The sequence below is a fragment of the Yeosuana marina genome (genome assembly GCF_011762485.1).
GTDB classification, from domain to species: Bacteria; Bacteroidota; Bacteroidia; order Flavobacteriales; family Flavobacteriaceae; genus Yeosuana; species Yeosuana marina.
The window spans coordinates 55,437-67,924 of the sequence record NZ_JAAKGI010000037.1; the positions used below are offsets into that span (position 1 = coordinate 55,437).

A 12,488-nucleotide genomic window follows, 5' to 3' on the forward strand; every position below is an offset into this window, starting at 1 on the left:
AAAAATTGTACTTTTCGGTTTCAGTTTTAATCCATGAAACAAATTTGTGTTTTTATATTACTTTTAATGCTCACGTCTTGCGAGTTTTTTAATGTGAAAAAAACATCTTCCGAAGCTATTTTAAAAGAAGAGTTGCAAACCTTTAATTGGAATGATGTTGATGAATATCCCTCATTTTCGGTATGCGATTCCTCGTCTGCGAAACAAGAAAGAAGACGCTGCTTTGAAAATACCTTAACAGCTCACATAACAAGTTTTTTGCAAAAAGACACTATTGTAGTAACACAAGATATTAATGACACTATTAATTTAAAACTTCAGGTTTCTGACACCGGTGTGTTATCCTTGTTACAGGTGAATGTAGATTCCGTTACCAATCAAGAAATACCTAATATAAAAGAGTTATTAGCTCAAAGTTTAGATTCGTTGCCTAAAATATTTCCAGCCTTAAAACGAGGGCAACAAGTAAAAACCGAATTTAAGTTGCCCATAATAATTCACGTAAATTAATTTACTGTTTAAAAGAGCGTCCTTTCCATTTAAAGGTTTTAAACATAGAAAGAAACGCAACATAGCATGAGAAAAAGGGATAGATTATAAATCCGAATAAAAAACTTCGTAACACTTCTCTTTGCTCATAAAAGGTGGCGGTTTTATAAATTAAAAGCACATCAATATTGAATTTAATAAATACAATATAAAACAGAGTTTTTGGTAATACAATCCCGAATATGGTTAGCAAAATACTCACAATAATTAGAGCGTTCATTAGTAAAACAATAAGCCCTGTAACTTTGCCAAACCAGTTGTTATATGATTTTGTTTTTGAAGCCCAGCGTAATCTTTGATTGATTAATTGCTGCCAAGAATCTTGCGATGAGGTCGTAACTATAGCTTGTTCAGATTTTAAAAATTGAACTTGTTTTGAATTGTGCTTTACCATTTTTTCAAGTAAAAAAATATCATCTCCACTAGAGATGTTGGAGTTGCCTTCAAAGCCGTTTACGGTATTAAAAGTCTCTTTTTTATAAGCGAAATTAGCTCCGTTGCATAAAAAAGGTTTTTGTAAGCCAAAACCACCCATGGTTGCACCTTGTAAACTTAGAATATCAAGTACTTGAAACCTATTTAAGAAATTATTAGTTAATTGATATGTAACTGGTGCCGCAACACAAGTTGCTTCAGTTTGTTGAATAAATTCGTCAAAGCTATCTAACCAGTATTTGGGAAGTGTACAATCTGCATCGGTAGTAATAATCCACCCATGTTTTGCTTGTTTTATAGCTGTTGTTATGGCATCTTTTTTTGGTGAATGAGTTTGTCTTTCGTTTTGAATGACCTTTATGTCAATTTGAGAATCAGCGAGAAATTTCAAAATTAATTTGCTTGAATCATCTTCAGAAGAATCATCTACAAAAATAATTTCAAAAAGGTGTTTGGGATATTCTAATGAATTAATGGATGCTAATAAATCTGGTAAGTTTTCAACTTCATTTCTAAAAGGAATAATAACAGAAAAGTTTGTTTTAGCAGGAAGGTTTATAAGTTTGAACGGTTTTAATTTTTCAAACCCATAAATAAAACATACTATCAATAGCAAGTAAATTAAGGTGATACTAATGATAATTAAAAACATATTTAGTTATTGTTTTTAGGCAAGTTAAAAATAAGGACATAATAACTTCCTATAATGCTGGGCAATACAAAATTAAGAATCCACATTAGGGTTACTACACTTAAACTTATTAATTCTTCAACACCAAGAAAAGAAAACAAGTATACCACAATACTGCCTTTTATAACGACATCAAAAACAAAAATAGACGGAATAATGGATGCTAATAAATACATGCTAGTAATAACCATCATAGCATTAAGATAACTGATGTCAATACCAAAGAGCGTTAATAAATAATAAAACTGAAATGAAAATATAAGATATCTCAATAATGAAAAGAGAGTAGCTAAAACAAGTTTGTTTCTTGGATAATAAATTATGAATTGCTTTATTTTTCCCAAAGGGAAACCCTTAAGGCCAAAATTGTTTTTTCTAAATAAAAAAACAATCAATACAAGTGTAAAAACACTTACAGATGCTATTATAATAAGCGAATTGATAGATAAGTTTATGTTGTAAGATCGATAGAAAAACAATAATCCCATAATTCCTAAAATGGTAGTAATTCCCATTTGAAGAAGATTACTCAATAAGTTAATTAATAGGATACGTTTTCTTAAAGGTCGCCTAAAGTATATGGCTTTAGCGGCATATTCTCCAATTCTATTAGGTGTAAATAATGACGCTGTTAAAGATCCTAAAGATTGTTCAAGAGCTCTTTTAAAACTTATTTTTTGGATAAACGACACTAATTCTTGCCATTTTAAAATTTCAAAAAACCAGTTTAAAATGCTTAAAATAATTAAAAAAGTTATTTTTTTTAGCGAAAAAGAATTGTTTTTACTTAAAAATAGAAGAAAATCATAAAAATTTAAATCACTATTTTTTGTCAATTTTTTGTAAATAAAATAAAAAGCAGCAACTACAAGGCTTATTTTAATAAGCACAAAAAATAATTGTTTAGATTTGTAAGTTAACCTACTGGCCATAGTCGCAAATTAAACGATTATTATCTTATGACCTCAAATTTTAAAATACAAAATGTAAAACTGGTATTGATATTAGCAGTTTTAATGACCACACTAAGTTTTTCCCAAACAGATTCAGAAAAATGGACATTTCAGCTAGCATTGGGTGTTAATAACCCCATTGATTCAGGAGAGAATATTGGCTATTCTAGTAAATATTTAAACTTTCCAACGGTTAATTTAGGACTGCAACATATGTTTTCAGATGCTATTGGTGCCAAATTAGATATTGGCTTTAATAGGTCTTCTAACTCCAATTCTTCTCTAGAATTTAAACTTAATTATACTCGTGTAAATGCGCAAATAGTTTATAACCTTAGATCGATGCTTCACTCTTTGCCAAACCGAATAGCTATTGTTGCTCACGCAGGGCCAGGAATAAGTTTTACACAACCTTTGGGTAATTTTAGCGAAAATAAATATACGTACCTTAATGCATTAGCCGGTTTAGAAATTCATTATGGACTTTCTAGAAATTTATCTGTTTATGGCGATTTGGGCTATGTCTATTCCTTTGCAGGAAAAAACAAGTATGAAGTTGCCGTTGATGGGTTTTCGTTTAATGGTGATTTAATGTATGCTGCATTTGGTATTTCAATATCTCTCAATGGGTGTAAATATTGTAATTAATGAGTAAAGAAAGAATTATACTAGGCATTGATCCAGGAACAACCATTATGGGTTTCGGACTCATAAAAGTAACAGGGAAAACAATGACTTTTGTACAACTTAATGAACTCGATTTAAAAAAGTATGACGACCATTATTTAAAGCTGAAACTTATTTTTGAACGAACTATTGAACTTATTGATACACATCATCCAGATGAAATTGCTATTGAAGCACCGTTTTTCGGGAAGAATGTGCAAAGTATGTTAAAACTTGGAAGAGCGCAAGGAGTTGCTATGGCTGCGGGTTTGAGTAGAGAAATTCCAATTACAGAGTATTCTCCTAAAAAGATTAAAATGGCTATTACAGGTAATGGAAATGCCAGCAAAGAGCAAGTTGCAAAAATGCTTCAGAGTTTGTTGGCTTTAAAAACCTTGCCAAAAAATCTAGATGCAACTGATGGGTTGGCAGCTGCTGTTTGCCATTTCTATAATTCTGGAAAAGTTGTTTCAGGAAAAAGTTATACGGGTTGGAGTGCGTTCGTGAAGCAGAATGAAAGCAGAGTTAAAAAGTAATGTCAGGAATCTACATTCATATCCCATTTTGCAAGCAAGCATGTCATTATTGTGATTTTCATTTTTCAACGTCTTTAAAAAAGAAAGTGGAGCTAGTTGATGCGTTAATTAGAGAATTAGAATTACGAACCGACGAATTTAAAAACGAACTGGTTGAAACCATCTATTTTGGAGGCGGAACCCCATCGTTGTTGACAATTGATGAATTAGCATTGATTATTCAAACCATTTATACAACCTATTCAGTAACCGAAAATCCTGAAATTACCTTAGAAGCCAATCCAGATGATTTAGTATTAGTTCGAACTCAGTCAAGAACCATTTTTGAAGATTATAAATCGATTGGAATCAATAGATTGAGTATAGGAATTCAGTCCTTTTTTGAACAAGATTTAAAACTCATGAATCGTGCTCATAATGCTGAGGAAGCTAAAGTATGTTTGCAAGAAGCAACTAAATACTTTGATAATATTTCTTTAGATTTAATTTATGGCATTCCAGGATTAACCAATGAGCATTGGTTACAAAATATAGAAACTGCCTTGTCTTTTAATATTCCACATATTTCGAGTTATGCCTTAACAGTTGAGCCTAAAACGGCCTTGGATTCATTTATAAAAAAAGGCATTATTAAAAATGTTGATGATGAACAGGCACAGGAGCAATTTCATTTATTAATAGAAAAGTTAGAATCTTCAGGATTTATACATTACGAATTATCAAACTTTGGTAAACCAGACTATTTTAGTAAAAATAATTCTGCTTATTGGCAAGGGAAACCCTATTTAGGTATAGGTCCTTCAGCACATTCATTTAATGGAAATCAGCGTAGTTGGAATGTTAGAAACAATTCAAAATATATTAAATCTTTACAAGAAAATACGTTGCCAACGGAGATAGAAACATTATCATTAACGGATAAGTATAACGAATATATAATGACTGGTTTACGTACTATTTGGGGAGTTTCTTTAGAAAAAGTTGAGCAAGATTTTGGAAAAGACCATAAAAAGTATTTATTAGAACAAGCAAATAATTTTTTAAACAATGATTTATTGTATATTAATAAAGGCACATTACTAGTCACAAAAAAAGGAAAATTTTTAAGTGATGGTATTGCCTCAGACTTATTTATGCTGAACTAGTTTCAGCATCTTATTAATTTTTATTTGAAAGAAGGTTATACATACATATTATCAAACAAGAACAGAACAGTATTGTATGTTGGGGCTACAGGAAATTTAAAAAGCAGAATGGAATTACATATTGAAGGTAAAGCCAGTAAATTTACCAAAAGATATAATGTTAATGAGTTACTGTACTTTGAAAGATTTAATAATTATCAAGAAGCTTTTGTAAGAGAAAAGCAGATTAAAAATTGGAAGAGTGTATGGAAATGGAATTTGGTTAAATCACAAAATCAAGAATTAAAAAACTTATATTTGGAATTAAAGGATCTTATGTAAAAGATACTGAAATAAATTCAGCATAAATGCTAGCAACTATTCAATACAATTCAAAAAAACTTAAAATAGACTTATCAAAACCTATTGATATTTCAATTCCACTAAGAGCATCAAAAAGTAATGTTAACGCTTGGTATATTGAAGAACCTAAAATTGAACCTGTTAAAGATGGTGAGTGGGTAGCTAGCGTGTTAGAAGGCGCGAGTATAAATTTTAATAATATATATTTTAACCCTCACGGTCATGGTACGCATACCGAATGTGCTGGTCATATTACAAAAGAGGTGCACTCTATTAATCAGAATCTAAAACAGTTTTTCTTTTTAGCTGAAGTGATTACCGTAGCTCCAGAGAATCTTAATGGTGATTTTGTCATTTCAAAGAAGCAAATTCAATACGCTATTGGAAATAAAAAAAGAGATGCTGTTGTAATCCGAACTATTCCCAATACAAAAGATAAATTAACAAAACAATATTCACACACTAACCCGCCTTATTTATTAGAAGATGCTGCCGAATATTTAAGAAAAAAAGACATTAAACATTTGCTCATAGATTTGCCTAGTGTTGATAAAGAAAAAGATGACGGAGAATTATTAGCGCATCATATCTTTTGGAATACCAAAGGAAAATTAAGACTAGATGCGACCATTACGGAGTTTATTTTTGTGCCTAATACGGTTATTGATGGCACCTATTTTTTAAATTTACAAATTGCACCTTTTGAAAATGATGCGTCACCAAGTAAACCGGTTTTATATAAAATTATAGAATAATGAAATCGACTTTAAAACTAGAGGAGTTATTGATGTTTGTTTTAGGGGTTCTCGCCTTTAACCAATTAAATTTTGCTTGGTGGTGGTTTTTAGTGCTATTTCTTGTTCCAGATATTAGTATGTTAGGATATTTAATAAATCCGAAATTTGGAGCAATAACATATAACTTGTTTCATCATAAAGGAATTGCAATACTGTTATATGTTCTGGGTGTTCTTTTTAAAATGGAAGTTATAGAGCTCATTGGAGTTATCTTATTTTCTCATGCCAGTTTTGATAGAATATTGGGTTACGGATTAAAATATAGTACATCATTTCATGATACACACTTAGGTAAAATAGGGAATAAGTGATAGAAATTTCAACAGATAAAAGCAGGCTTCAAATAGATGTTGTCCATCAATTTTTAACCACTTCCTATTGGGCAAAAGGAAGAACGCTTGAAGAAGTAAAAAACACAATTAAGCATTGTATGTGTTTTGGGGTTTATTTAGAAGATAAACAAATTGGATTTGCTCGCGTGGTAACAGATTACACGGTTTTTGCTTATCTTATGGATGTGTTTATCTTGCCTAAATATCAAGGGAATGGCTATTCAAAACAATTAATGAAAATCATAAACGAAGAACCAAAACTAAAATCATGCAAAGTTTGGATGCTTAAAACATCAGATGCTCACAAATTGTATAAAAAGTTTGGGTATTCAGAATTGAAACATCCAGAAAAGGTAATGGAACGTCTGTTAAAATGAACATAGAACAACTCCGAGATTACTGTTTAAAAAAGAAAGGTGTTACTGAAGATTTTCCTTTTGATGCAGATACATTAGTGTTTAAAGTATTGGGCAAAATGTTTGCACTGTTTCCACTTGAAAAATGGGAAGCTGGAGAAGGATGGGTTAACTTGAAATGCGACCCAGAATATGCACTAGAATTGAGAGCAGGATATGAATCGATTCGACCCGGTTGGCATATGAGTAAAGCAAACTGGAATTCGGTTTTAATTTATAAAGGAGAATTATCACCAAAGTTTGTACTAGAACTTATAGACCATAGCTATGACATGGTTATTAAAACCATGCCTAAAAAACTCCGCGACCAGTTATTATAATTTGAAAAAAACTGCTCAAATTAAAATAAGTCATATTTTTTTGTATATTTAGAAATCTATTCTCCTGATTTTAATTGAATTAATAGCGTAGCAAAGATTTTCCCAAATCTTAAAAGAGTATTTAATTTTAATCAATTTATAACCTTTAATTTTTAATAAATTATGAAAACAACCAACCGTTTTTTTACTGCTTTGGCAGCAATGCTTTTATTTTTTAGCACGTCAACAATGTTAGCTCAAGAAGAGCAAAAAGGACCTCAGTACATGACTGCAACCACCATGCATTGGAATATGGATTATGAAGATTTTGATATGGATACTTGGAAATCTGTAGAAAAAGAATATCTTGATAAAGTTACAAAAAAGAATGAATATCTTTTGGGTTCATCCTTCTATTTGCATCAAATGACACCCGACAACACAGAATTGGTTTATGTGCGAGTTTATGGATCTTGGGAAGATATTGAAAAAGCAAGTATGAGAGATGGTGAGCTAGAAAAAGAAGCTTGGCCAGATAAAGATGCGCGAGAAGCATTTTTAAAAAAGCAACAAGCATATTATTCTCATGACCATTCAGATGAAATTTACTATACCTTACCTTGGGTAAAACAAGTACCAGCAGATAATAACAAAGATATGATTTGTTATGTTCGTAAAACACATTTTGCTTATCCTGAGGATGGGAGTAATGATGAAATAGGAAAACTAATGAGTGAAAATTTCGATGCCTATGTTAAGAACAATCCCTTAATCAAAGGATATTATCCTAACAGACATGCTTGGGGTAGTGATGGCACCGAAATGATGGAAGGGTTTTTCTTAGATTCTATGGCGGATTTAGAAAAAATGTTTGACGGGCTTGATGATCTTGCTAAAAAAGCATGGCCAGATGAAGCAACAAGAAAAGCTAGAGGAGAGAAGCTGGGCAAATATTTTACAGGCGTTCATGGAGATGCAGTTTACAAGTATATTGCAGCACTTTCTAAATAATTAAATAGAACCTCATAAAAAGGCGCCAATTAGGCGCCTTTTTTATTTACTAGTATATATAAATCTTTCTTGTACAAACTCGTATTAAAGTGTAATATTGCAAAACTAAAATTTAAAAATGAGCATACTTAATACATTACAAGAAAGAAGCAATACCACTTGCGAACTTTGTACTTCAACCGAAGATTTAAAACAATATACCATTCCACCATCATTAAACGAAAGTGTAGATAATAGTCTGCTGGTTTGTTCTAAGTGTTTAAATCAAATTGAAGGTAATGTAGATATGGATGCAAACCATTGGCGTTGTTTAAACGATAGTATGTGGAGTGAGTTTGTGGCTGTGCAGATTATGGCTTGGAGAATGCTTCAACGATTACGTAATGAAGGCTGGCCAAAAGATTTGTTGGATATGATGTATCTTGACGATGAGGCTCTGGCATTAGCAAGAGCAACAGGCGAGCATGAAGACGAATCCAATAAAATTATTCACAGAGATGTTAATGGTGTTATTTTAGAAGTAGGAGATTCGGTCGTTTTGGTAAAAGATTTAAAAGTTAAAGGCTCTAGTATGGTTGCCAAACAAGGCACTGCGGTTAGAAATATTCGTTTAGATCCTGAAAATGCTGAGTATATTGAAGGTAAAGTTGATGGACAACAAATAGTGATTATTACAAAGTATGTAAAGAAGACCTAATTAGTTAGTGTCATCATCTTTGTTCTTTTTAAAAAGTCCAAATCCAAAAGGCAAAATTAAAAACAGAAAGAAAAACTTTCCAGTAATAAGACCAAACAAAGTAATCAAAAGTGCTATTCCTAAAATAAGATAAAGGTATTTTGGTTTCATTTTAAAGATTGTTTTTTCGGTATTGATTAGGCGATATATTTTTTAAAATTTTAAACTGCCTATTAAAGTTAGAAATATTTTTAAACCCCGACTTATAGGCAATATCAGCAATAGCTAAATCTGTTTCGTCTGTTAATAGTTTAGTGGCATGTTCAATACGTAATTCATTTAAAAATCTAAAATACGTTTTGTTGGTGCGTTTTTTAAAATATTTGCAGAACGCATTTTTTGTCATCGTAGCAACGTCCGAAATAGTTTCAAGAGAAATATCTTTATGAAAATGCGTCATGGTATAATCAAAAATATCTTGCATTCGTTTTCCTTCTATTTCAGAATATTTTTTTTCATAAACAAAAGACGATAAACTTTTATAATTACTCTGTGATGCTTTTTTTAGTAGTTCTAATAAAATCAAAAAGCGTGATAATTTAGACGCTTTTTCTAGTTGATAAAAAAGAGCAATCATTTGTTTTTTTGATGAGCTTACTTTAAAACCACGGGATGCTCTTTTAAAAAAGGGAGAGAGTTCTCTAAGTTCTTCTAGCTTAAAAAAATCAGATCCAAAAGAATCCTTGGCAAAAAAAAGCGTTATCATATGAGACTTTTTGGATTTGCTAGGATTACTTTTAAATACATGAGGCAGGTTACTTCCAAAAACAATAATATCTTCACTTTCGTAATGATTAACCTTATCGCCAACAATCAAAGTGCCTTCGCCTTCAACAATTAAGCTAAGTTGAATTTCTTCATGCTGATGTAATTTATCATAAAAAACAGTATCTAAATCTACTTGATAAACAAGCGCATCTCGCAATGGTTTTGGAATCTTAAAAGGAAGTATTTTCATATATTATTCAAATTTATATAAAATAATTAAATAATGGATAATATAGTATTAAAACAGGATAAAAAGTTATAGTGAATAATTGGTCGTTATTAGTAATTTTAACTTGAAAAAAATTAAAAATATGAGCATAATATGGAAAGGCGTCATGCCAGCAGTAACAACACAGTTCACAGCTAGTGATGAATTGGATTTAGAATTATTTAAAGTGAATATACAAGCACAATTAAATGCAGGTGTTCATGGTCTTGTTTTAGGAGGAACGCTTGGTGAAGCAAGTACTTTAAGCGACGATGAACGACGTATTTTAACTAGAGAAACTGTAAAGTTTGTAAATGGCAAGGTGCCTGTGCTTATGAATATTGCTGAGCAAACAACAAAGGCTGCTATAAACTTGGCTAAAACAGCTCAAGAGGATGGTGCAGAAGGTCTTATGATGTTGCCGCCTATGCGTTATAGTGCGAGTGATGCTGAGGTGGTTGAGTATTTTAAGGCAGTAGCAAACAGCACGTCTTTGCCTATCATGATTTATAATAACCCTGTTGATTATAAAATTGAAGTCACTTTAGAGATGTTTGCAGCTTTGTTAGACGATTGTCCAAACGTACAAGCCGTGAAAGAATCAACACGAGATACCACTAATATTACCAGAATTAAAAATAAATTTGGAGATCGGCTTGCTATTATGACAGGTGTTGATACTCTGGCTTTAGAAAGTTTACTCATAGGCGCTGACGGTTGGGTAGCAGGTTTGGTAGATGCATTTCCCGCAGAAACAGTTGCTATTTATGAGCTTCAAAAAGCAGGAAGAATACAAGAGGCTTTAGAAATTTATCGATGGTTTATGCCGTTGCTAGAGTTAGATATAAACCCTAAATTAGTTCAATACATCAAACTCGCTTCGGTGTTTACCGGAATAGGTTCTGAATATGTGAGGGCACCGAGATTAGTATTGGAAGGAGATGAACGAAAAACTATTATCAAAATTATTGAAGATGCTTTAAAGACGAGACCAACGTTGCCAGACTATAAAAACATATAATATGATATTTGGAAAAAACCACATAGGGAATCAACAATCAGCACAAGGAAGTAAAACCTATAAAACATTCAACCCTCAATTAAATATTGAAAATGAAACAGTGTTTACTGAAGCAACATCTCAAGAAATTGACGATGCTGTTCAGTTGGCATCTAAAGCCTTTAAAACATATAGAAGTATTTCAGGAGAAAAAAAAGCAAAGTTTTTAAATGCCATTGCAGACGAAATTTTGGCTTTAGACGATGAACTTATTAAAACCTATTGTTTAGAGTCTGGCTTGCCTGAAGGTAGAGCCAAAGGTGAGCGTGGACGAACGGTTTTTCAATTACGGTCATTTGCAGAATTGGTTCAAGAAGGTTCTTGGGTTGAAGCGTCTATTGATACAGCACAACCAAACAGAGAGCCTTTGCCAAAGCCAGATTTACGAAAACTATTAATTCCAATCGGACCAGTAGTAGTATTTGGGGCAAGTAACTTTCCTTTGGCATATTCAACAGCAGGCGGAGATACAGCCGCAGCATTAGCAGCAGGTTGCCCTGTGATTGTAAAGTCTCATCCTATGCACGCTGGTACTGGAGAACTAGTAGCTTCGGCCATTATTAAAGCAGCTGAAAAAACGGGCATGCCAAACGGAGTGTTTTCAAATTTGAATAGTAGTGGTATTGAGGTAGGAACTCAGTTAGTAAAACATCCAGCAGTTAAAGCCGTAGGTTTTACAGGAAGTATAAATGGTGGTCGCGCTTTATATAATTTGGCGGCACAACGCGAAGAACCTATTCCTGTGTTTGCAGAAATGGGAAGTGTCAATCCGGTAGTAATATTACCAAATGCAATAGAAAATAGAGGAGACACCTTAGCTAAAACTTATGCGGGTTCTATTACCTTAGGAACTGGTCAGTTTTGTACCAATCCAGGCTTATTGTTAGCTATTAAAAGTGAAGGCTTAACTTCTTTTATCTCTACACTAGCCAATGAAATTGTGAAGATTGAACCGTCTTGCATGTTACATCCAAACATTATTGGCGCTTATGAAAAGAAAAAGGCTAATATGGTTTCTCAAGAAGGATTACATGTCGTTGGTGATTATAATAATGATGTTCAAACTAATTATGCCAGACAGATAATCACAACAGTTGAAGGCAAAACATTTTTAGAAAATACTCAGTTACATCAAGAGGTTTTTGGTCCATTTTCTATGGTGATTCAATGCGACGATGTGAAGCAATTAGAAGCTATTATTTCTAAGTTAGAAGGGCAATTAACAGCAACTTTAATTTCGGATGATGAAGCTCAAGATTATTCACGTGTTATTTCAGAATTACAAAATAGAGTAGGGCGACTCATTTTTAATGGCGTTCCAACTGGTGTTGAGGTTTGTCCGTCAATGGTTCATGGAGGCCCTTATCCTGCGTCCACAGATAGCCGTTTTACAGCAGTAGGAGTTAATTCTATAAAACGTTGGGTACGACCTTTTAGTTATCAAGATTGGCCAGATAACTTGTTGCCAGATGAATTGAAAAATGAAAATCCTTTAGGAATTTCACGATTTGTAAATAATAAATCAACTAAAGATAAAATTTAGT

The 12,488-nt window shown here is 32.3% G+C and carries 17 protein-coding genes; 13 read left to right on the top strand and 4 right to left on the bottom strand.

Translation table 11 applies throughout. The annotated features are described in order from the left end of the window. The first annotated feature begins 33 nt into the window (after positions 1-33). Positions 34-510: a hypothetical protein gene (locus tag G5V56_RS15925; RefSeq protein ID WP_166966912.1), complete on the top strand. Its 477-nt coding sequence runs from the start codon at positions 34-36 to the stop codon at positions 508-510. Position 511: 1 nt separating this feature from the next. On the opposite strand, the gene G5V56_RS15930 is transcribed toward G5V56_RS15925, so the two are convergent. Next, a complete protein-coding gene (locus tag G5V56_RS15930) occupies positions 512-1,636 on the bottom strand; it encodes a glycosyltransferase (RefSeq protein ID WP_166966914.1) in 1,125 nt (374 codons plus the stop codon). 2 nt (positions 1,637-1,638) lie between these two features. Beyond that, complete coding sequence (locus tag G5V56_RS15935) at positions 1,639-2,607, bottom strand: lysylphosphatidylglycerol synthase domain-containing protein (RefSeq protein ID WP_166966916.1); 969 nt, start codon at positions 2,605-2,607, stop codon at positions 1,639-1,641. A 27-nt stretch (positions 2,608-2,634) separates the two neighbouring features. Between G5V56_RS15935 and G5V56_RS15940 the strand changes: the two genes are divergently transcribed. From G5V56_RS15940 to G5V56_RS15985, 10 genes are all read left to right on the top strand, one after another. Next, positions 2,635-3,276 carry a cell envelope biogenesis protein OmpA gene (locus tag G5V56_RS15940; RefSeq protein ID WP_166966918.1) on the top strand — a complete coding sequence of 214 codons (642 nt, stop codon included), beginning with the start codon at positions 2,635-2,637 and terminating at the stop codon, positions 3,274-3,276. Next, positions 3,276-3,830 carry a crossover junction endodeoxyribonuclease RuvC gene (gene ruvC, locus G5V56_RS15945; protein WP_166966920.1) on the top strand — a complete coding sequence of 185 codons (555 nt, stop codon included), beginning with the start codon at positions 3,276-3,278 and terminating at the stop codon, positions 3,828-3,830. The genes G5V56_RS15940 and ruvC overlap by 1 nt, the downstream gene beginning before the upstream one ends. Beyond that, entirely contained in the window at positions 3,830-4,975 is a 1,146-nt protein-coding gene (hemW, locus tag G5V56_RS15950) for a radical SAM family heme chaperone HemW (RefSeq protein ID WP_166966922.1), read from the top strand. Before ruvC ends, hemW begins: the two co-directional genes overlap by 1 nt. 24 nt (positions 4,976-4,999) lie before the next feature. After that, entirely contained in the window at positions 5,000-5,296 is a 297-nt protein-coding gene (locus G5V56_RS15955; protein WP_166966924.1) for a GIY-YIG nuclease family protein, read from the top strand. 26 nt (positions 5,297-5,322) lie between these two features. Continuing rightward, on the top strand, positions 5,323-6,072 hold the full coding sequence (locus tag G5V56_RS15960; protein ID WP_166966926.1) for a cyclase family protein: 750 nt from the start codon (positions 5,323-5,325) through the stop codon (positions 6,070-6,072). Then, entirely contained in the window at positions 6,072-6,425 is a 354-nt protein-coding gene (locus G5V56_RS15965) for a DUF4260 domain-containing protein (protein ID WP_166966929.1), read from the top strand. Before G5V56_RS15960 ends, G5V56_RS15965 begins: the two co-directional genes overlap by 1 nt. Continuing rightward, the gene (locus G5V56_RS15970; protein ID WP_166966930.1) at positions 6,422-6,823 is read left to right on the top strand and encodes a GNAT family N-acetyltransferase; all 402 of its coding nucleotides are present in this window, start codon (positions 6,422-6,424) and stop codon (positions 6,821-6,823) included. The genes G5V56_RS15965 and G5V56_RS15970 overlap by 4 nt, the downstream gene beginning before the upstream one ends. Then, positions 6,820-7,182: an MmcQ/YjbR family DNA-binding protein gene (locus G5V56_RS15975; protein WP_166966932.1), complete on the top strand. Its 363-nt coding sequence runs from the start codon at positions 6,820-6,822 to the stop codon at positions 7,180-7,182. The genes G5V56_RS15970 and G5V56_RS15975 overlap by 4 nt, the downstream gene beginning before the upstream one ends. Positions 7,183-7,344: 162 nt before the next feature. Continuing rightward, positions 7,345-8,172 (top strand): hypothetical protein, encoded by an 828-nt coding sequence (locus G5V56_RS15980; protein WP_166966934.1) that lies wholly within the window; start codon positions 7,345-7,347, stop codon positions 8,170-8,172. Between the two features lie 118 nt (positions 8,173-8,290). Beyond that, positions 8,291-8,869 carry a PhnA domain-containing protein gene (locus tag G5V56_RS15985; protein ID WP_166966936.1) on the top strand — a complete coding sequence of 193 codons (579 nt, stop codon included), beginning with the start codon at positions 8,291-8,293 and terminating at the stop codon, positions 8,867-8,869. On the opposite strand, the gene G5V56_RS15990 is transcribed toward G5V56_RS15985, so the two are convergent. Together G5V56_RS15990 and G5V56_RS15995 are read right to left on the bottom strand one after the other, a co-directional pair. Further along, entirely contained in the window at positions 8,870-9,019 is a 150-nt protein-coding gene (locus G5V56_RS15990) for a hypothetical protein (protein ID WP_166966938.1), read from the bottom strand. 1 nt (position 9,020) lies between these two features. Next, positions 9,021-9,866 carry an AraC family transcriptional regulator gene (locus G5V56_RS15995; RefSeq protein ID WP_166966940.1) on the bottom strand — a complete coding sequence of 282 codons (846 nt, stop codon included), beginning with the start codon at positions 9,864-9,866 and terminating at the stop codon, positions 9,021-9,023. Between the two features lie 121 nt (positions 9,867-9,987). Between G5V56_RS15995 and G5V56_RS16000 the strand changes: the two genes are divergently transcribed. Both G5V56_RS16000 and G5V56_RS16005 read left to right on the top strand, forming a co-directional pair. Beyond that, the gene (locus G5V56_RS16000; RefSeq protein ID WP_166966942.1) at positions 9,988-10,905 is read left to right on the top strand and encodes a dihydrodipicolinate synthase family protein; all 918 of its coding nucleotides are present in this window, start codon (positions 9,988-9,990) and stop codon (positions 10,903-10,905) included. A gap of 1 nt (position 10,906) precedes the next feature. Continuing rightward, entirely contained in the window at positions 10,907-12,487 is a 1,581-nt protein-coding gene (locus tag G5V56_RS16005) for an aldehyde dehydrogenase (NADP(+)) (RefSeq protein ID WP_166966944.1), read from the top strand. The last annotated feature ends 1 nt before the right edge of the window (position 12,488 follow it).